Raw genomic sequence first — 20843 nt, forward strand, 5'->3', positions numbered from 1 at the left:
ATACTAGGCCGAATTTTAGAAGTAACGGGGCGTCAGAATACGGTTTTTACCGAAACCAAATTCATAACGTAACAGGATCTCGTGCGAGCTTGGTGCCACCGTGCGCAAATCGTTCATGGTATGGTCATAGGCATACCCGAACCGGAACTGGTCGGTCAGTTGAATCTCCAGCAGTCCTACGATAGCATCGGTAGTATAGGGCGTCCAGCTCGAGAACTGGTTTTTTCGTACCGACGCGCCAATGGCGAACCGGTCCATAAACCAGACGTTGATGTTCCCGTCGAAACCCAGCGGGGCCCCTTCCGCGTATTTCGCCAGCATAGAGGGCTTGATTTTGACAGCCGGACTCACGCCAATCACAAACCCAGCAGCCAGATAGGCATGCCGGACCTGGCGGGAACGCAGCTGATCGGAGTCATACTCATTCAGCCGGTTTTTGATCAGCCGGGGAACCGACAGACTCAGGTAAGCCCGGTCATTGCTGATGTAGATACCGGTTCCGAAGTTTGGCAGCACTTTCGATACGTTCTGCGAAAACGCCGGGTCGGTCTGCGTCGTTCCGTCCGGCGTAAGGCGTACATCGGTCAGATTAGCCCGGAAGCTGGATGCGCCGGCCTGTAATCCCAGCGCCAGCGTAGTGCGTTCGCCTGCTTTGATCCGGAAGGCATAGGACGCAAACGCGCCTGCTTCTTCAAAAACAGAAACTTTGTCGCCGTATATCTGTAACCCCACTCCGATACGCTCCCGGTTCAGGGGCATATCCATTGTGAACGTTCCCGTTTGTGGCGAGCCCGGCAGCCCCGACCACTGGTTCCGGTACAGCGCCGACATGCTCAGTACGTCACGGCTACCCGCATAGGCCGGGTTCAGCGCCATCAGGTTGAACATGTACTGCGAGAACATTTTATCCTGCTGCGCCCAGACCTGGCTACTGCTAAACAGCAGCAGTAGCCCAACGGTCCAGCGTTTTATTCCTGAAAGGTTTCCCATTCGTTTTAGCGATTAATTATCATATAGTGTACAAACCGGCGTCCATCACTTAGCTTGATCACATAGTAATACGTGCCGCTTGGTACTCCATTGGCATCTCCTCCCACAACGATACCAGTATTTGGTTTACCATCCCAATCATTCTGGTAATCTTCGTTTTTATAGATCATATGGCCCCAGCGGTTGAACACTTCCAGACTGATCGTCAATCCGGCTGCTCCCCGTATGACGAAGACATCGTTGATGCCGTCACCATTTGGTGAGAATCCTTCCGGAATAAACAGCGACGATGGTGCCACCTGCAGCGTCAACGGCGTTGGTTCGCTTTCGTTGCTGTCAGATGGGTTGCCGTTGCCGTTCAGATCGGGTTCCAGCCCATTGGTCGACGTATCGCGGATCCGTACCGTTCCCGCTTTCGCCGTTACCTGAACCGTGTTCCAGAAGGTGCTGTTGCTGCCATCCGGTAGCACATTCACCGTAAAGATCAAGGTATCGACCTTACCCGCAGCCAGCATACTGGTGCTGTCGTCGAGCGAAAGTCGGGTATCTTCCATACCGTTGAACCGTGGGTTCAGCAGCAGTGTACATCCCGTTGAAATCGCTACCGGTGCGTTCGTCACCTTGCAGACAGCGCCGGTTTGGCGGTTGAATCCTTTCTCCAGCGAGTCGGTCAGCATGACGTTCCGCAGCGTAACTCCGCTGTAGTTTTTCACCACAACCTGGTACGTTACGTTGTAGCTTCCATCGGCCTGGCGGACGGTGTCGCGAACGGCGAGCGCTACCCCAATGCGTGGTAACAGCGACCGGTAGTTCAGCGTAACCGGCGTTGGAACATTGTTGTTTCGTGGATCCAGATCGTTGTCCGGGTCAGGGTTGGTACCTGAGGTCGACACATCCTGAACAACTTCGTTCGTTGGCGTCAGGGCGGTTGCCGTTGCCCGGTTGTTGAAGACCGTCGTGTCGGCGTTTTTCACGTCAACCCGAACCGTAAACTTCAGATCCCGGCTGGCACCGACGGCCAGTGTACTCATCGAGTCAATCAGCATTTTCGTGATCAGGCCCTGACCCGTATAAGCTGGATCAACACGCAGACCAGAGTCGGCCGTTACCGCAATCTGATTGCCCACGATCAGCGCACCCCGCCGGAACGTTTCCGACAGATTATCGACTACCTGTACTTTCTTCAGCGGTACGCTGCCCATGTTGCGCAGGCGGATGGTGTACGGTACGTCGTAGACGCCTTCACTACCCGGTACAGCAACGGGTGTGCCAACCGATTTCGCGACGCCCAGTAATCCGCTTGGCAGGCTGAACCGCACCGCCGTTGAGCTGGCCGTATTCATGATTGGTACCAGACCATCGTTCGAAATGTCGCGTACCGTCTGGCTGCCGTTCGACGTTTTGCCCGTTACGGTAGCACTGGTGAAGAACGGTCCGTTATTGCCGTTTGGCAGAATCCGCACGATGAACATGAGCGTATCCTGCTCACCTGCCGACAGGTAGCTGGCCGCAGTCAGCAGGTTGGGCTGCGAGCTGCCGTTGAAGCCACTGTTCGCAACCAGGTTGCTGCCAGTGCCTACTTTCGGTACGCCAATCACGGTGAACGATACCGGCGACGCAAAGGCTTTCGACAGGCTATCCGTCAGCGTGAGGCCGAAGAGCGACACATCACCCACGTTTTTCACCGTCGCCCGGAATCGTACCAGGTAACTGTTATCCGCTTGTTTCTGGTTGTTGGTCACCGCCAGCGACAGCGCAATAGCCGGTCCTTTTATTTGTGGTGCGCCCAGCGTGAATGACGTATAACCACTGTTGTTGTTCGGGTTACCGTCATTGTCCGGATCGGCACTGCTGCCGCTCACCGACTGATCGGACACCATCGTTACGCTGTTCATGGCGGTTGCCACAGCCTGGTTCCGGTAGGTCCGGGTCGTATCACCCGCCCTGCGTCTTACAATCACGTCGAGTGAGAACGTCTGTGAATTACCCGGCAGCAGATAGCTTGCCGACGTGAGCATGCTCGCCGTAGCCGCGCCCGTGTAGGCCGGATTCACCGTGATCGTCCGGCAGTTAGCCGATGTGCAACCGGCAGCTACGCTGGTCGACACCACCTGACCCGGTGCAAAGACACCAGCCAGGTTATCCGTCACCTGTACGTTACGCAGGGTATCGTCGCCGAAGTTAGTCACCACGAAGCGGTACGTTACCCGCATCAAAGAATCACCCACCAGCGTTGGGGTACCCGTCACCGCTTTCGCCAGACCAATCAAGCTTGGTTTGTAGGGCGTCAGGTCGGTTACCGTTACGCTCGACGTATCGTTGGCCGGGTTACTATCCCGCATGTCGCAGTACGTAATCTCGGCTTTATTGACAATCCGGCCTTTCGACAGAATCCGGGCGTTGAACGAAAAGCTCGACGCTTGTTTGGCCCGCAGGCTGTCAATCCGTTTGTTGATTACGCCACCCGAGATACCGATACCGCTTTCGGTCACCAGTTCCAGTCCTTTCGGCAGTACGTCACGTACATCGATGTTTTTCGCTGTGTAGTTGCCGTTGTTGGTTACCCGGATGGTATACGTTACAATCTCGCCCTGCTGAACGGCCGTTTTGCTAACCGTTTTAGTAACGGCCAGATCGGTTGTCAGCGAATCGGCGGTGCAGTTGAAGATGCTCACCGTTACGGCGGCTGGTGCGCTGACGCAGCCCGCGTTCGACCGCGAGAACACGTAATACGTACCGGCCCCGACCGAATCCGTCCGAATCACCAGCGGTGAGGTTATCGTTTTACCCACCCGGAACTCATACGAATGCCCCACTGCCGTGTACGACAGCGCGTTCGCCAGGTTAACCGTTGGCGACGGACAGGTATTCCGCAGGTTCTGCACCACCGGCATTTCGGCAGGCAGCGACGCGGTCAGTACCACATCCTCCGATTTCACCGATGTACAACCGTTGGCATCCACCAGTTGTACACTATACGTACCGCTGTTTTTCAGGACAATGGTCTGCGTTGTGGCTTTGCTGTTCCAGAGGTACCCCGCAGCACCGGCTGGTGCCTGCAGAATCACCGAATCACCGTAGCAGAAAGTCGTTTTACCAATAACCGCGATGGTTGGTACCGATTTGATACCGCCAATCGTCAGTACAACATCGTCTTTCGCAACCGGGCAGGCGGCATTGTTCAGGCTCACCGACAGGGTCAGCGTGACTTTGCCGACCATAACGTCCTCGGTGCTGGCCGTATAGATTGGGTTGGCTGAGAATGGGTTGCTGAACGTACCCGTACCGCTCGTTGTCCAGTGCGCTACGGCATTAGCACCGCCAATCACTCCGTTCAGCTGGTACGTCTTAGCCGCGCAGATGGTCGCGTCAGCACCGGCGTTGGCCGTTGCCGGACTGGTTGGATCACAGGCAATCGGCGTTTCACAGGATTTGATCAGCACGTGGATCATCGCTGGCAGGCCGTAGCAACCGTTGACTGTCCGTTCGACGACGTAGTACGTACCCGTACCCACGGTGGCGGGATTCGCTACTTTCGAGTCGGCACTCAACGATGCATTGGTGTAGTACTCAAAGACACCACCCGCTGTGCTCACTTTACTGGTTACACCCGATACCAGATTCACTGTTGTCGCCGGGCAGATGTTGGTCCGGTCAGCCACAGTTGGCGTTGCTACTTTCGGCAGTACCGTTATAGTGATTGGGTTCGAGGCCTCGCTCTTACAGAAGTCCGAGCTGCAGCAACGAGCCGTGTACGTGCCGCTTTTGGCCAGCGAGATCGTGATCGAATTTCCAACCAGATCGTTCGACCAGGTTACGTACGAACCCGGTCCGCAGCCCTGCGCCGTCAGGGTAATTGGCGCGCCGAAGCAGGCGGTTACGCTGCTGCCGCTGCCCGTCACGCCCGATACCGTAATGGTTGGCGGAGCTGGCGAGCCTACCGTGATGGTGCTGTATGGTGACCAGTCGCCTTCGCAACCAGCTACTTTGCATTTCACGCGGTATTGAGTGGTAGCCGTTGGTGCCGCCGTGAGCGTGTTGCCCGTTGAGCCATCCGACCAGATGTAGCTTCCCATGTCACAGCCCGTTGCGGTCAGCACTACCGTTTCGCCTGGGCAAACGCTTGGCTTGCTCACGGCAACGGTTGGTGTACCTGGTGTCCCCAGAATGACATCGATGCTGGCCGACTCCTCGCTGGTGCAACCATCAATGGTGCAGGTTGCCATCAGCCACAGATCGCTGGTAACGACTTTTGTAATTTTTGCACCGACGGTACCATCCGACCAGGTCACGATGCCACCGTCGCAGCCGAGGGCTTCGAGCGTAGCTGTGGTTCCGTAGCAAACCGTCAGCGATGGACCGGCTACCAGGCGTGGCGGCTCTACGTGACGAACGTTTACCGCAGCCCCTGTTCCGTCGAATGCGGCACAGAGGTTTCGACTGCTAATCAGGAGCGACACGTCCTGCGCCGTTGACAGGCCAGGCCGGATCGCCGATACGTCCAGGTAGTTTTTATCCGATGCGTTGGCGTTGTAGACCAGTGTATGGATTGTGTAACCCGCCGACTGAGCCGGTACGTTGAAGCTTGGTGTCGCGCTGGTTTGTTCAACCACCTTGCTGGCCCCTTTCGTCAATATGTACAGTACTGAGTAACCGGCTGGCTGCACCAGACCGCCGTTCGCGCGGGCAGCTACCGTTGTACTGTTCGAATCGGCACAAACCGTTGGGCTCACCGCAACGAGCGTACCGGCGCTAACTGTACAATCCGTGTTGGTGGTCACCGTGATCGAGGTCGACGGATCGCTCAGGCAGGTACCCACGCGGCACTGGGCGTAGTAGGTCTGCGTACCCGTTGGCTGCACGACGATACTGGTACCCGTGTTGCTGCCGTTGATGCCATTCGCCGACCACACTACCGTACCGTTGCAGCCCGTAGCCGTCAGCGTAACCGTACCACCCGGCGCTACCGACGTAGCCGATGCAGCAATGGTTGGGGCGGCAACCGGTACCACGGTGATGGTGTAGGTACCGGCCGTCGCACTGCGGCAAGCGCCCACCTGGCAGTAGACTGAGTAGGTTGTTGTTGCGCCAGGAGTCACTGTGATCGATGACGTGGTTTCGCCCGTGCTCCAGACTGGTGTACCGGCGCAGTTGCTCACACTCAGCGTTACGGGGTCTTTACCGCAGGTTACGCTGGTGCTGGCCACGACGGTCGGTGCTGGCAATGGCGTTACGTTAATATCAATGACGTTCGACTGGCCGCTGCCGCATTGCGTTCCTACTTTACATACGGCGTAGAACTGGTGGACGCTGGCCGTTGCCGTTACTGACACAACCGGTCCCGTCTGACCATCCGACCAGATTACCGTACCGTTACAGCCCGTAGCCGAGAGCGATACAACTCCGCCGTCGCAGGTAGCCGTCGTTGATGCGGTGATTCTCGGAGCCGTACCAGCTGTGTTGACCGTTACGCGAATCCGATTCGAGACGTCGCTGGTGCAGGTAGCCAGTTGGCAGGTAGCGTAGTATTCTTTCGTTTCTGTCGGCATGAACGTGATGGTTGAACCGGTCAGGTTCACACCCGACCATTTCACCGTGCCCGTGCAGCCTTGAGCCGACAGCGTGATGGCTTCTCCGCTACAGATGAATGTTTTGTTTGCACTGATAATTGGTGCCGATGGGGTCAGCACCGTAACCGGTACCGATGGCGATGCTTCACTCAGGCAGGTACGAACCCGACACTGGGCGTAGTAGCTCGTGGTCGCGGTTGGTTTCACCGTAATGCTGGCTCCCGTGGCACCGGTGTTCCAGACTAGGGTACCGTTGCAGTTCGTTGCCGTCAGCACAACCTGACCACCTGCGCAAATCGAGTCAACGCTGGCCGTTACAGTTGGGATAGTCGGACTCACGACGTTAATAACGACGGGCGCTGAAGCCGGGCTGGTGCAGGCACCGCTCTGGCAGGATACGGTATAACTGTTGTTGCTATTCGTTGGCCGAACCACGATGCTGGCTCCCGTAGCACCCGTGCTCCAGACTGGCGTACCCAGGCAGCCACCGGCGGTCAGCGTAACCGATTCGCCCGGACAAACCTCCGTCGCTGTGCTGGCAATCGTTGGCGCAACCAGCGTTGGGGTTATTTCGATAATCTGCGTAGCTGACTGGCTCAGGCAGGTACCGACGCGGCACTGCGCGGTATAGGTCGTCCGTACGGTTGGGGTAACCACGATAGATGCTTCCGTCTGCCCCGTAGACCATTGAATCGTACCGCCCGCACAGGCGCTTGCGGTCAACGTCACTGACGATCCCGCACACACGCTTGCCGCACTTGCCGTAATGGTTGGTGTTTGCGGATCGTTGACCTGAATCGTGATCGGGTTCGACGCGGCACTCACGCAACGCCCAACGATACAGGTGGCCGAGTAGATCGTCGTTGCCGTTGGCGATACACTGACCGAAAGACCCGTTTGACCATCCGACCAGCGAACCGTTCCACCGGCACAACCCGTTGCTTGCAGCGTCACCATAGCTCCCCGGCAGATTTCGCTGGCCGAGCTGGCAATAACTGGTGGTTGAACGACGCATTGATCAATCAGGATAACCGCCGTGGATGTATCGTTGGTCATTTTGCCGGGATCGTTGTTATCCCCGCTGATGGTAGCCGTGTTACGTAGCGTACCGGTCGAATTGATCGTTGCTTCGATCAAAATATTCCGGTTGGATCCCGATGTCAACGCACCAACCGTCCAGATACCCGTAGCCGGATTGTACTCGCCGACTGGCGTTGAACTAACATAGGTCAGCGTAGCTGGCAGCACATCGCGCACCGTTACATTCGTACCGGTGATTGGTCCGTTGTTCGAGGCCGTAATGGCGTAGGTTACTTTCTGACCCAGCGCGTAGGGTCCTGGCGTCACAACGCGTTTGGCCACTGCCAGATCGGCCCGGCACTGCCCAACCGTAATCGTCAGCGAGGTGCGGCTGCTAACACAGTTGTCTGCATTAATAGCTTCGGCCGAGTAAACGACGGCGCCAATTCCGGCTGGCGTAACGAGCAGTTTTTCTCCGCTTTCGGTTGTTGCAATCAACTGGTTGTTCTGATCATACCAATTGATCCGGGCACCCGGTGCAAAACCAATCAGTTTGGTGCTGCTGCCCTGACAAACCAGCGTATCGTCGCAGGCAACGCCCACTGGCGGTACTGGACGGGGATTAATCCGGGCAACGAGCGAGCTGCTGGAAGCCGTGCAGTTTCCGCCTGGATTGTTAGTCGTTGCCGTCAGCAGTACCGATCCTGCTACCAGGTCAGCTGCCGATGGGGTATAGATCGTTTCAAGCGCTGTTGCACTGCCAAACGTACCCGAACCGTTTGTCGACCAGGTTACGCTTGTGGCCGATCCGGACAGGATCGCCCGCAGCGGAATGATGTCGCCAGCGCAGACGGCCACGCCAGGACCAACGGTTACGCCCGCTACGTTCTGGCAGTTACAGTCGATGATATTTACCGACAATACCGTCGGATCGCTGTAGCAGTCGGCCGACCGGGCGAAGAGGTAATAATTTCCGGTGCCTACCGAGGTCAGATTCGTTACCTGCGTTCCGGGAGCGCGGTTTATGCTGGTGTACCATTCATAAGTCAGCCCAGGCAGTTGGTTTGTGATCTGAACCGTTGTCAGATTAACCGACGTAGCGGGGCAGACATTCTGAGCGGTACCGGCAATGACTGGTGCTGCCAGATCCGTAACGGTCACCGTGACTGGCAGACGCGTACTGGCGCAACCATCAGCCGATACAGCTTCCGCGTAATAGGTCGTCGTCGCTACCGGGACGACCGTGAATGGAGCACCACTTGCCACTGTATCAATGGCGGTGCCGCCCGTTGCCGACAGATACCAGCGAATCGAAGCGCCCGGCGCTGATGTCGACGCGATCAGTTGGGCAGTTCCTCCAACGCAGACCGTCGTGTTCGACGAAACGATCAGGTTAAAGTTCGTTGGGCAACGTGGTGCTAAACCAGCATCAACCGTCAGGCGAACTTCGCCCGGAGACAGCACATACACGGGTGTCCGACCGGTGACTGGATCAGCAACGCTGTTCGTACCGTCGATCCCCTGCCCGGCCAGCGTCAGCTTCAGGTTACGGGCGCCCAGCCCCGTTGTGTCGAAGACAACGTAGTAGCCGGTGCCCGGTGTCAGATTCGTGAACAGGTACTTACCGTTACTGTCTGTAAGCTGACTGGTTACCGGTGTTGCCTGGCCGTCTATATATAAGGATACACGAATGCCCGACACACCCGTTTCGGTGCCGCCATCCTGAACTCCATTTCCGTTGTTGTCGTAGAAGACAAAGTCTCCCAGACTGGCACTCGGTACGTAGAAACCAGCGTCGATAGTCGTATTGTTTTCGCCCGGTGCCAACGTGAAGCTCGCGGTTCGGCCAGTGATCGGATCAGCATCTGAATCGATCGTACGGTCTGTGCCGACCAGCGCGCTGGTTGAGACGTAACCGGTTGGTGTGGCAAAACTCACTGAGTACGGAACACCCGGCGTCAAACTGGTAAAGCTGTAAATGCCCGAGGCATTCGTTGTTGTCGTTGCCACAACTTGCCCCGTCCCATCTAATAAGGATACACTTACCCCCGAAATACCAGGTTCACTCGTTTGTTGCAGACCATCTCTGTTCAGGTCAGCAAAAACTTTGTCGCCCACGCTGCTCACTGGAGCCGCATCAACCTGAATGTTGCAGCAGTTCGACACCGGGCAGCCATCCATATACATAACGAACCGATACGTACCGGGGCTCTTGATTGTCAGCGAAAAATCACTGTTCACCTGAGCCAGGTCAGCGGAAACAGCTGTTGTACTGATCGGTGTTTCGTTGCGATACCAGACAATCTGGTTATAGCCAGTTGGAATCGTAATGGTGTATTCGTCACCCGGATACCAGAGCAGCGGCACCGAGAAACAGACCGAGCTATAATCGTCTTCGAGCAAGTGCTGGTTGTTCGGCGTCGAATCGAAATCCTGCTGTCCTGCACCGATGATTTCGGCTTTGCTGAACCAAACCCCGCGTTCCTGCACCGTAGCGCTGATAACCAGCACCGCCGAATCGAGGGGAGCAATGCTGTTGATCGTCCAGGTGCCGGTTGCGTCATTATACGATCCACCACCGCGCAGAATATTTGCCGAGCCGGGTATGTAGGTAACCCCGCCTGCCGGCAGATCAGTCTTAACCACCACGTTGGTAGCCGCAACCGACCCTGGCGCGTTAGCAACAACCAGCGTATACGCGACAGCGTTGCCAATAGCCGGACTCTGATTGCTAATACTCTGGCGCAGACTCAGATCAATAGTCTGCATGTCCTGCGCCTGGGCTGATGTAACAAGTCCGGTTAGCAGGACAGCCCAGAACGCACAAAAGCCCTGTAGGGCGGGGAGCATTCTGAACAGACCCAACAGACGATCAAGCAGATTGTCGATAAATGCGGGTTGCCGGTCAGGACGTTTCCTGAAAACCTCCGCCCCATCGGCCATTGGCCGGACTAATGGTTCGTATGGCAGGTTGCTTCGTAGAATTGACTCATTCATTGACCGTCTGGATGAACGCGTAGTGCATGATGAATTGAAATAAGTACGGTGGTTTTGTAAACTGTTCACGGCATCCGCCAGTGTCGATTGGGGCGACACTAGCGAAGCTGTAGGACACGGAGTAGATGCAGCTAGTTGAGAAGAGGAAGCGGGAAGAGAAGCCGACAACCCCGGAGCGCCGAGCCGACCCGCCGGGCCTGAATCGCCCAGAACCCGAAGCAGCAGATGCATTGTACGTTGAAAAAGAGTCCAGCCCCACAACCAAGAGGCTATGAGTCGGGAAGTGCTTGTACTATATAAAGAACGTAGCGTAGAGAGTACTGCCATCTGGTACTTAGTTTGGGGCGTTATTTAATGCAGCCCCCCTCCTTTGTCGGGAGGTATAGAGCCTGCAAACCCATGACAAGTCGCAGCTTGCTTTTTCTGTGAAAGACAAGACGGTACTGGTCAGCCTGAAATCATCGAAAACTATGCCAAACCCCCTATTTTAAAGGGTTAGCCCAAGGAAGGAGGAAGGAAACCACAGCTTATCCAGTCAGCGCGATTAATCTGGAGAAAATTATCCGAACTGGCATGAGTCGCATCCCAACTGCGAAAATTATGCCAACCAGGATGTAACCATTGGGGAAGTCTAAATTTATTAATTATGCGTTAATTGACCTTTTGTGTAACACTGGACAGCTAAAAGCCGCAAAGCCACTCCGATCAGGGAGTGGCTTTGCGGCTTTTGTAGACTCAGATTTCTGCTTAGAAATCGTAACCCAGCGTCAGGTACGCAATCGGCGAATTGACTACTTTGTCTTCAAGGCCCCAGGCATAATCCAGCTTAACGAAATACCCAAACAATGTCGTCCGGACGCCCGCGCCGTAGCCGATTAGGAATGGATTTTTGAAATTTGTTACAACGGCCCGGAAGGGAATACTACCGCCACCTACGATCTCCGTATTCAGGCTGTTCTGCTGGCTGAACGGGCCCGTACCCGCCCAGGCAGTACCAATATCGGTGAAGGCTACCAATTGGAGATTTCGCAGAAAATTCGACGTAATATTTCCTTTGTATAAGTACTGGATAAACGGCAGGCGGAGTTCGGCGTTGAACAGCATGTAGCTATTACCTGTCAGCTTGCCCTGCCGGAAACCACGCAGCGGAGCGGCAAAGTCGAGGAAGAAAACATCCCGGTAATCATACGGAATTTCGGCGGGCACATCATTCGGCACCAGCAGCGGGTTGGAGGCTACGCGCTCCAGCCGGTTAGCCGCAATCCAGTTTTCCATACCGCCCAGCGTTGCCTTCTTGGGCGCCGGTCCCCCCGACTGACTCAGGGCAAAGCGGGTTGCCAGTACCAGGTTACGGTGGATTTTCTGGTAGTGTCGCAGATCGAGCGAGAGCCGTCGGAAGCTTTCGGCCGACGACCGGATGCCCGCATATTCCTCAAAACGGAGTTTCAGCTTGGTACCGATGATGGTATTCAGACCACCCGCTTTCGTATTATCGAACACAAACTCAGCCCGCAGACCAGCGTAGTCCGATACCCGATCCGGCTCGGCCGTGGTCGTCATGTCGATCAGACGGGTAATGGCGTAGAACGGCGAGAGCGAGAACCGGCTGTTGACGGATAGCGGGTATGATGCCGTCAGATCGACCCGGTTGAACCGGTATTTCTGGGTAAGACCAATCCCATCGGCGAATAGCGTCCGGCGTTCGACCCGCGCCCCCACATCGATCCGGTGCGTGTAGTTCATGTATTCGGCAAACAGGTTGCTGTTGCGCAGCATGGCCGCTGTTGACAGAAAGCCCCCCGCCCGAATCATGTGATTTTCCAGCAGATCTGTCAGTGTTACGTCCTGCGCGTAACCGAAGCCGAGCAACGGATCAACCCGCCAGTTCGACTGGGCATCGTTTACGCCAAACTGACCTTTATAGTTGAAGGGTCCGCGAATGGTGATGTTTTCCCGGCGCCGGTTGCGGGGCAGCGTCGGGGTCAGGTTGGCCGTGGCTCCCGTAATCCGGCGTTGCCGATTCTCGGTGGCTTTCACAACATCCGGATCGAAGGTATAATTATCGGTATCAACCTCGCCCGGCGCCAGCGCCAGTTTACTACGTGTCGAATCGGGGGTGGCAGGCTGCGGCACGGTATCCCTTTTGGCAACCTGAGCCGTAGTGTCAACTTTAACCGCCTGAGCTGTCTGGCCAGCGCGTCCTTTACTAACTACCGCCGACTGACGCATAGTGGCACTACGCGGAGTTGGCGTTGTAGCCAGGCGCTGATTCAGGTTAAGCTCGGCCTTGTAGCCGATATATTCTTCACCATTGCGCAGGCTGCTGTACACGAACCCACCGTTACTGGGAATCAGATCGTATTGATTGATGCTCTGTTGCAGCGCGGTTACCTGACTGATTGAGCCGCTTTCAGCGTTGAGCCGGTATATATTCCGAATACCATTGACCTCGTTGAGGAAATACACCGTGTTTTCGCCAGCTGGAATGGGCTGCGTAGCGTACGAGAGTGAATCGGTCAGACGCTCTACGTTTAAGTTACGGGCGCTGCCTTCGTGCGTAAACAGACTTAGTTGCTCACGCATGGTTTTGTACGATCCTTTGTCCACGCCCAGTGTATCCTGCAGACGGTTCGAGCTGAACACAACCAGTTGGGCGTTCCGGCCAACAAACCGCGGATACAGGTCGTCGTACAGATCGTTGGTGAGTTGCTGGTACGACCCCCGGTTGATGCTGTACAGAAACAGGTCGTTCTGCCCCTGCCGGTCGGCGCTGAGGATAAGGCTGCCCCCATCATCCGACGCATCCATCCAGACCACCTGCGACAGGCCATTTACCTGACGCTTGAATTTTTGCTTAGGACTCTTCTCAAAATTGATGAACTGATACAGATTTGTTTTCCCCAGCTCGTTCGTCATTACCAGCAACTGGTTATCCTTTTGCCAGGCCAGCAGTGGTGTGCTCGTCCGGTCAGCCTGTCCATCAAGCCGGTACCCTCCCGACAGAACGCCGACTCGTTTCCGGTTCGACGTGTTGACGACCTCTACGCTGAATTTGCCGTCGCGCAGCACCGAGTACGCAAAAAATTGTTTGTCCGGGCTGAGTTTCAGACTTGTCAGTACCGTTTTTTTGTCGAGCGAGCCTATTTTGATCTGAAAATCCGGGGCACCAGCCTGGTAGGCCTGTGCTACGGTGTTGGCCATACCCGCGTAGTAGTCGCGCCACTCCCGCAGGAACCGGGCGTAGGTAATACCGAGCGTACTTGAGATACTACGATTTTCGTCGCGGATAATCCGGGTCAGGTTCAGGATGTTGGAAATATTGTCCCGGCCGTAACGCTGTACGATGTAATTCCAGATCGACTGACCGATCCGTTCGGCCTCAATACCCGACAGCAGCTGAGGTTTCTTGACCGGGTGCGTCAGGGACACGTCGCGCATGTAATCGTCCAGTTCGATGCTGTTGCCGTCGGCGATGTACGCGGCAATACCCGGCATAAACCAGTCGGGCAGGGTCAGCAACAGGGAACTTTGGAGGGCGTCCTTCAGGCTGCCGCCGTAGAGCATATCGTAGACGAACAGCATCGCGATGTCGCGTACGATCTGCCGGCGAAAACTAGTCTGATCGCCCGTAAATGCCAGTTCGATGCGGGATTTCGACAGATTTACTTCGTTGCTGTTCAGGCCGCCCTGCGTTGTCAGACCAATGTTGCTCTGCGCTAACTCCTGGGGCGAATTAAAGAGAAATATCTTGACCCGATTGTAAGGCGTGTAGCCCAGCATTTCAGTGATGCGGTCAAACTCCGACTCGGCGTACTGCGCCGTCAGGTTTGCGATCTGGCTGCCGTTCTGGTTGTAATAGATTTCGAAGTTCGACGTACGGACAATCTTCCAGTCGAAGTTCTTGTATTGAATCCGGTTTTTTCCGAACCGTTCGAGCGATGGATAGTTTTGCGCCACGCCCATGCGCATTCCCCCCAGCAGCAGGGCCAACAGCAGAAAGTATTTGTTTCGCATAACAATCGGTAATAGCAACTGACCGGTTCGCCGGCCCGACTGGTTTTCAGTCTTTAAAACAGCAATGTATTGCCCGAATTCAGCCCGAAATTGCCAGTAATTTACGTAACGATACTATAACGAAACACAACGGCTAATATTCGCTTCCGAATCTAATTCTTCACCGTCCAGTAAATGCCGGGCAAACTGCTCGGCCAGGTACGGGGCCAGCGATACACCCTTGGTGCCCATTCCCCCGAAAATACCCGCTACCGGCTTGCCCTTATGGAGTCCGACAAAGGGGCGACGGTCTTTGGTCGACGGCCGGATTCCCGCCTGCTGATTAACAATTTCGTACGGAATTTTCAGGACGGCCCGCACCTTTGCTTCCAGGTATTCTCGTCCGTCGTCGCTGATTTCCCAGTCAAGATCGTGCCAGCTGTACGTAGCGCCAATTCGGATCAGACCGGGCCGGACGGGGAGAATGAACACGCCCTGGTTGACAATGTCGGGAATAGAATAGCCATCCACCAGGGCCGTCAGAATCTGGCCTTTTACCGGATTGAAGGGCAGCCAGTTGAATAACGGATTCTGCTGCGCCTGCACACCGTCGCAGAAAATAACCCGGTTGAACGTAATCCCTTTCCAGGCCGCCGACGTATCGCCAACAACCAGATCGGTCTGCTCAACGCGACCTTCGTAATACTGATTTTTCTGAATGAAATACCCTTTGATCAGCCGGACGAATTCGTTCAGATCCACCCAACCCGCCTGAGCAACACTCAGCCCGCCAAACGGGTTATTAATCCACTGGCTGTAAGACGCATCTTCCGGCGACTCCGTCACGTAAGGACGTACTGCCGGGTCAGCCGTGAGCTCCTGATACGTCTTCCGCTCGTCGTCGGAGCGAAACGGTCGATAAATGGTTTTGGAATGAAAAAACTGAACGCCCAGCTGCTGCTCAATGGAGCGATAAAACTGGTGCAGAAAGGGGAAGAGCTCATCGGCATTCCAGGTCCGGACGAGTTTTCGCCCCGTCAGGGGGTTAACAATACCCGCAGCCACGGCTGAGGCCGAAGGCAGGCCCGGATCATCAGCCAGAATTACGGAACAGCCCCGCTGGTCGAGCGTCCAGGCCAGTACCGATCCGGCAATTCCCTGTCCTACGATGAGAAAATCGGCGTTCATGCCTTCTTCGTTTGGCTGCCCGACAACCGATGAATTTCGGCCAGTCGGCGGTCGGCTCGTTCGATCACCCAGTCAACCTGTTCCTCAATAGTCATATGCGACGTATCGAGCAACTCGGCATCGGGCGCCTGAACAAGCGGGCTTTCGGTGCGGGTCGTATCGATCTTGTCGCGCTTTTCCAGATTCTGAATAATTTCATCGAGGTTAACCATTTCCCCCTTTTCGAGCAGTTCCTCCTGCCGACGCCGGGCGCGGGTGTACGTATCGGCTGTCATAAAGACTTTCACCTCCGCATCCGGAAATACTTTCGTGCCGATGTCACGACCGTCCATGACAACACCCCGCCGACGGCCCATTTTCTGCTGCTGCGCGACCATTGCCCAGCGCACTTCCGGAATGGCACTTACTTCGCTGACGATATTAGAAATGTACATCTTCCGGATTTCTTCTTCGACGTTCAGCCCATTAAGGCAGGTTTCGTTCCGGCCCGTGCGTTTATTGTGGTTGAACGTAATATGAATAGCATCCAAAGCGGCCAGGACTTCCCGCTGGTTGGACAGGGAGATCCGTTCACGAATAAAATACAGGCTAACGGCGCGGTACATGGCTCCGGTGTCGATGTAACCGTATCCCATTCGGGCGGCCACGGCCTTAGCGGTTGTACTTTTACCGCAGCTGGAATAGCCATCAATGGCAATAACTATCTTGGGCATGAAATTTAGTCCGCCAGTGCGGCAAATTTTTGACAAAATAACCACAAAATGGGCCAGGGTCCGCTAATGCATACGCATCACCCTCCGGGTAATTTCAGCATCTTACTCATTGCCAGTACATTCCTCGCGGAGAATTGCGAAGATATGTTCATCGAAATACTGGTTATTTTTGGTGGCTGCCTGCCGTAAAATCGCTTCGTGCCGATAGCCCGCCGACCGTAGAACATGCATTGAGCCCATATTGCCCGACAGGACGCAGGCAAACACCCGGTTGACCTGAAACTGGTCGAAAATATACCGGGTCACGATGGGCACAGCCTCACTCATGATTCCCCGACCCCAATAATCTTCGCTCAGCCAGTAGCCAATCTCTGCGTTGAAACGATAGATGTCGTCCTTGACGGTGAACCCGACATTCCCAACAGCCTGTCCCTCTATTTCGATGGCAAAGTTCGTGGGCTGATGATACGATTTGTTGGATCGTACCCAGGAATGCGCGTCGCGGGGGGTATAGGGATAAGGAAAGAAATCGCGGACATTATTCCAGATATGGCGGTTGCTGGCGTGTCTGGACAACGAATCTTCGTCGCCCTCACGCCAGGGACGGAGTCGGCCAGTAGACAGTGCGAACGTGATCAACGTAGTTGTCAAAGAAAGCGTAATGGATACGGTGTCAGAGTAGTAACCTGATTCGTGGTTAAATGTTGATGAATACCAGAACAAGCTAAAACAGAAACAGTCTGCTTTGGTAGCCAGTCTCTCATCAAGCCCTTCTGCAGGAAGTCAATTCATCAGCTGGTTTACTTTGTTCGTCCGCGTTTCTGTCGGATTTGCGCTCATTTTCGGGTTCTGAGTTACTCAAGCGGCTAGGTTTGAGGCTATAACCTGCCCCGATTTAGTTACCGTCTGTTCATGAGCTACGTACCAGATCTTCTGCTGTTCCTGTTTATCATCAACCTGGGTACCGCCTTTGGCGCCGGGCTATATGAGACAAAAATCATTCTGCCCCGCTGGTTTCCCAAAACAGCTACGTCGAGCTATTCCATCAATGTAGACGCTATGCGGCAAACCGACGTGGGGCGCAGCTTCTGGGCGTTTGTCAGCACCGGCCCGCTTACGCTACTTACCCTGGCCAACCTTGTCGTTGCTTGGCAGTCGGCCCCGCCCAAACACGATTGGTGGCTTGCCGCTACGTTACTGACGCTTGTCGAACGACTAAGTACGTTCACCTTTTTTATTCCAACGGCCATCCGGTTTCAGAAGGCCGATGTCCAGCCTATTGCCAACCCCCGTCGCCTAGTTCAGGCATGGATTCGGCTGAACTACGTCCGTCTGGCGCTCAACCTGACAGCCTGGTTACTGACCCTGGAAGCCCTGTCGGTTTAATCGCGTCTGAAAGCTATTTACCAGCGGTAGTTTCTACGTTGATTACCTTTCCCAGACGTTTGGCATAGGCGATCCGGTTTTCCGATGTACCGCCAGCCGGATACGAAAAACACACGGCGCCAGAATCAGCCTGCACGGCCTTCCAGGCAGTTTTTAACGAATCGGGTAGGGTTGACGATGTCAGCGGTACAGCGGTTGCCGATGAAAAATGTTCATCACGAAAAAAGGCTCTCAACTGTTTGGTTACCACCTCCTCGTCTTGACTTGGGTCAACAGGACCAGCGTGTGTTACCAGATTACTTGCCGGAAACGTAGCGGTGTAGATGTCCTTGCCCGTATGATTTCTGATCTGCAGATAGACTTGCCCCGTCAGGATTGATTCTCCATTCAGGGAAACAGTCATCGTATCAGCCAGTTTGGCATCCGAAAAAGGGCGCACGGCCGTATTGATGTACAGGGGCGCTCCGGTCGGCGTATCGGCTGATTTTTCCGCACGATTGCAGGCCATCAGGCCCACGGCCAGACCCATTCCAATTGCTTGTCTGAGCTTCATTTTCATAATAGTAACTTGCACAAATTTGTATGCTGAGCCGATGAATTAAGCCCAGTATTTTAGCCTATACCAACACGACCATCAGGCTCCGGGCGCCGTGGGCACCCACCACCAGCGACTGCTCAATGTCAGCGGTTTTCGATGGTCCCGCAATAAATACACCATAGGAAAGCGACGCCCGGTCGATACGCTGGTAAGCCACGTGCATATTGGGCACAAGCTGGTCTTTCGCCACTACCAGCACTAGGTGCTGCGTAATGAACGGCAGAGACCGGTTCATCATGTTGGCTTCCGGCAGCCAGATGGCGGCATTCTCGGCCACGGCAAACGCGCCCGCCAGAATGGCCAGATCGACCTGTTCGAGCACAGTTTTCTCCGTATTAGCATCAATCGCTACCAGCTCAATACCAGGCAATTCCAGCGACGAAGTAATCCGTCTGGCATCAGGGAACGTCTGACGGATCTGATCGCTCAATGACATACCATCGGCCAGGTCGAGCTGTGTTCCGCCAACGAACGCCAGCGCTTTCTGAAACCGGTCAATCAGATCATCGGTCTCGTCAACGAAGGTAGGTACTTCCGGAAGTGGCAACAGGTCGGGTTTGTTTTGCCGGGCCCGGCTGAGAATCTGATCGCGGCTGCTCATATACGTGCATTTCGTTTGACGGGTCAATACTACAAAATAACTTCATCCTAACCTGCCACTGGTTCACCCCCCGTTTTGGGAAGTTGGTCAGAAAAGGCGCATTTCCGGGCCGTATCGTCACTAGTTTTACCTCATAGCTGTCGGATCAAAAATCGGACGGCTGACAACGTAGGGGCTATTACCAGCCAACGTCCGGAAAAACACTATATTTAACTCTGCTGGCCCGTGCGCTGCCAACGTACCGAATGCGTACCTCATCTGAGGCATCCGGCTGCGGGTAGCTAACAGTCTGATTCCGTTACAAATTCATGACGCGCGAACAATTAATTGGTACCATGGGCCGCAACGGTCGGCGAGTCAGTATGCGGGCTTCCGACCTGTCTGACTTTGATTTCAGCGGGCTTGACTTAACCAAGGCCGATCTGAGTTTTTCCAACCTGTCGCGAGCCAATTTCCGGGGGGCTATTCTACGGGAAGCCAATCTGAGTTTCTCGGAATTGAAAGGAGCCGATTTTACTGACGCCGATCTGTACGAAGCCAATTTTAGCTTTTCCGGTTTACAAAACGTAAACCTGGACGGTGCCAATGTCGAAGGAGCCAGATTCAATTTTTCGGGCCGTAGTGCCTACAAGCCGGAAAGACCCATTCGGCCTGAGCCCATTACGTTGACTACCATTCTGCAAAAGCCCGGCTGGGGTACGCTCATCGGTGCGTTGCTTGGTGCTTTACTGGTATATGGATGCAGCGGCATCATCTACTTTACGAACCTGATCCTGAGGGCCCAGGACCGCACCATTGCGGGATTATATCGGTATATTATTGTCCAGAACTGCATTGATGGTATACTCTGTTTCTTGATTACCTGGTCATTATCTGGCTGGCTTACCCGCCGGTATCCGGAAGCTTGGAAACGCCATGTACTCGTCAGTATAGCCGTTCTGCTCAATTTTTTCGTGATCAACACGATCCTGTTTCTCTTCCTGGGCAAAACGTTCGTTGATCAGCTTGCCCTTCGACCGGATTATTTTGATGCTGATGCGCCCTGGCCCATTTATGCGCTAGGCAACATTCTGGTTGCCAATGTTTTTTTGTACGTACTGCAACAGGGGCGTCAGCTTACCCGCAAACTATCGGAACAGGAATTCCAGCTGCTTAATCTGGAGAAGCTAAAAACCAGGGCAGAACTGGATGCACTGCAGGCCAAAATCAACCCGCACTTTCTGTATAATTCCCTCAACAGCATTGCCAGCCTGGTGCACGAAGATCCGGACAAAGCCGAGGAAATGACCCTCCTGCTGTCGAAGCTTTTTCGCTATTCAACTGGACGTAACGGGGAGCTATTTGCTTCGCTGACCGACGAGCTGGAAATGGTCAGAACGTACCTCCAGGTTGAGCAGGTTCGCTTTAGTAGCCGGCTGGTGTTCAGCGTCGAAGTCAGCGATCCGGCGTTGAACGATCTGAAACTACCGCAGTTTCTGCTCCAGCCTATCGTCGAGAACGCCATCAAACACGGTATAGCTAAACGAGCCGATGCCGGCCGTATCGATGTCCGGATTTACGAAAAAAAAGAGGAGTTACACCTGTGCGTCCACGATAACGGACCCGCCTTTCCCGACGATATGGGTGGTGGCTATGGCCTGCGTAGCATTCAGGACAAGCTGAAGTTGCTATACGGCGATGACGCTCGGGTCGAGCTTCAGAACTGGCCCATCAAGCAGGTACTCCTGTCGATTCGTATGAATAAGGTGCGCGCAACTACCTCAGCTTCCTTTACCGCAGTTTAGCGA

The 20843-nt window shown here is 54.9% G+C and carries 10 protein-coding genes; 2 read left to right on the top strand and 8 right to left on the bottom strand.

Annotation, left to right across the window (positions count from 1 at the left end; translation table 11 throughout):
• Positions 1-15: 15 nt before the first annotated feature.
• From HU175_RS23045 to HU175_RS23070, 6 genes are all read right to left on the bottom strand, one after another.
• Entirely contained in the window at positions 16-990 is a 975-nt protein-coding gene (locus HU175_RS23045) for a type IX secretion system membrane protein PorP/SprF (protein ID WP_176568813.1), read from the bottom strand.
• 5 nt (positions 991-995) lie between these two features.
• The gene (locus HU175_RS23050; RefSeq protein WP_228724253.1) at positions 996-10577 is read right to left on the bottom strand and encodes an SdrD B-like domain-containing protein; all 9582 of its coding nucleotides are present in this window, start codon (positions 10575-10577) and stop codon (positions 996-998) included.
• A gap of 747 nt (positions 10578-11324) precedes the next feature.
• On the bottom strand, positions 11325-14591 hold the full coding sequence (locus HU175_RS23055; RefSeq protein ID WP_176568814.1) for a hypothetical protein: 3267 nt from the start codon (positions 14589-14591) through the stop codon (positions 11325-11327).
• Between the two features lie 114 nt (positions 14592-14705).
• On the bottom strand, positions 14706-15758 hold the full coding sequence (locus tag HU175_RS23060; protein WP_176568815.1) for an NAD(P)/FAD-dependent oxidoreductase: 1053 nt from the start codon (positions 15756-15758) through the stop codon (positions 14706-14708).
• The gene (cmk, locus tag HU175_RS23065) at positions 15755-16471 is read right to left on the bottom strand and encodes a (d)CMP kinase (RefSeq protein ID WP_176568816.1); all 717 of its coding nucleotides are present in this window, start codon (positions 16469-16471) and stop codon (positions 15755-15757) included. The genes HU175_RS23060 and cmk overlap by 4 nt, the downstream gene beginning before the upstream one ends.
• A gap of 102 nt (positions 16472-16573) precedes the next feature.
• The gene (locus tag HU175_RS23070) at positions 16574-17122 is read right to left on the bottom strand and encodes a GNAT family N-acetyltransferase (protein WP_228724254.1); all 549 of its coding nucleotides are present in this window, start codon (positions 17120-17122) and stop codon (positions 16574-16576) included.
• Positions 17123-17383: 261 nt separating this feature from the next.
• Between HU175_RS23070 and HU175_RS23075 the strand changes: the two genes are divergently transcribed.
• Entirely contained in the window at positions 17384-17857 is a 474-nt protein-coding gene (locus HU175_RS23075; protein WP_176568817.1) for an anthrone oxygenase family protein, read from the top strand.
• 13 nt (positions 17858-17870) lie between these two features.
• Here HU175_RS23075 and HU175_RS23080 read toward each other — a convergent pair whose 3' ends face one another.
• Entirely contained in the window at positions 17871-18410 is a 540-nt protein-coding gene (locus HU175_RS23080) for a hypothetical protein (protein WP_176568818.1), read from the bottom strand.
• A gap of 64 nt (positions 18411-18474) precedes the next feature.
• Complete coding sequence (locus HU175_RS23085; protein WP_176568819.1) at positions 18475-19056, bottom strand: lactate utilization protein C; 582 nt, start codon at positions 19054-19056, stop codon at positions 18475-18477.
• A 308-nt stretch (positions 19057-19364) separates the two neighbouring features.
• Here HU175_RS23085 and HU175_RS23090 point away from each other — a divergent pair, with 308 nt between their 5' ends.
• A complete protein-coding gene (locus HU175_RS23090) occupies positions 19365-20840 on the top strand; it encodes a histidine kinase (protein WP_176568820.1) in 1476 nt (491 codons plus the stop codon).
• Positions 20841-20843: the final 3 nt, after the last annotated feature.

Origin of the sequence: Spirosoma sp. KUDC1026, assembly GCF_013375035.1 — a bacterium.
Taxonomy (GTDB): Bacteria; Bacteroidota; Bacteroidia; order Cytophagales; family Spirosomataceae; genus Spirosoma.

Coding starts and splice junctions, on each gene's coding strand:
- HU175_RS23075 (WP_176568817.1), top strand. CDS start 17,384: ATGAGCTACGTACCAGATCTTCTGCTGTTCCTGTTTATCATCAACCTG.
- HU175_RS23080 (WP_176568818.1), bottom strand. CDS start 18,410: ATGAAGCTCAGACAAGCAATTGGAATGGGTCTGGCCGTGGGCCTGATG.
- HU175_RS23090 (WP_176568820.1), top strand. CDS start 19,365: ATGACGCGCGAACAATTAATTGGTACCATGGGCCGCAACGGTCGGCGA.
- HU175_RS23055 (WP_176568814.1), bottom strand. CDS start 14,591: ATGCGAAACAAATACTTTCTGCTGTTGGCCCTGCTGCTGGGGGGAATG.
- HU175_RS23060 (WP_176568815.1), bottom strand. CDS start 15,758: ATGAACGCCGATTTTCTCATCGTAGGACAGGGAATTGCCGGATCGGTA.
- cmk (WP_176568816.1), bottom strand. CDS start 16,471: ATGCCCAAGATAGTTATTGCCATTGATGGCTATTCCAGCTGCGGTAAA.
- HU175_RS23045 (WP_176568813.1), bottom strand. CDS start 990: ATGGGAAACCTTTCAGGAATAAAACGCTGGACCGTTGGGCTACTGCTG.
- HU175_RS23085 (WP_176568819.1), bottom strand. CDS start 19,056: ATGAGCAGCCGCGATCAGATTCTCAGCCGGGCCCGGCAAAACAAACCC.
- HU175_RS23050 (WP_228724253.1), bottom strand. CDS start 10,577: ATGAATGAGTCAATTCTACGAAGCAACCTGCCATACGAACCATTAGTC.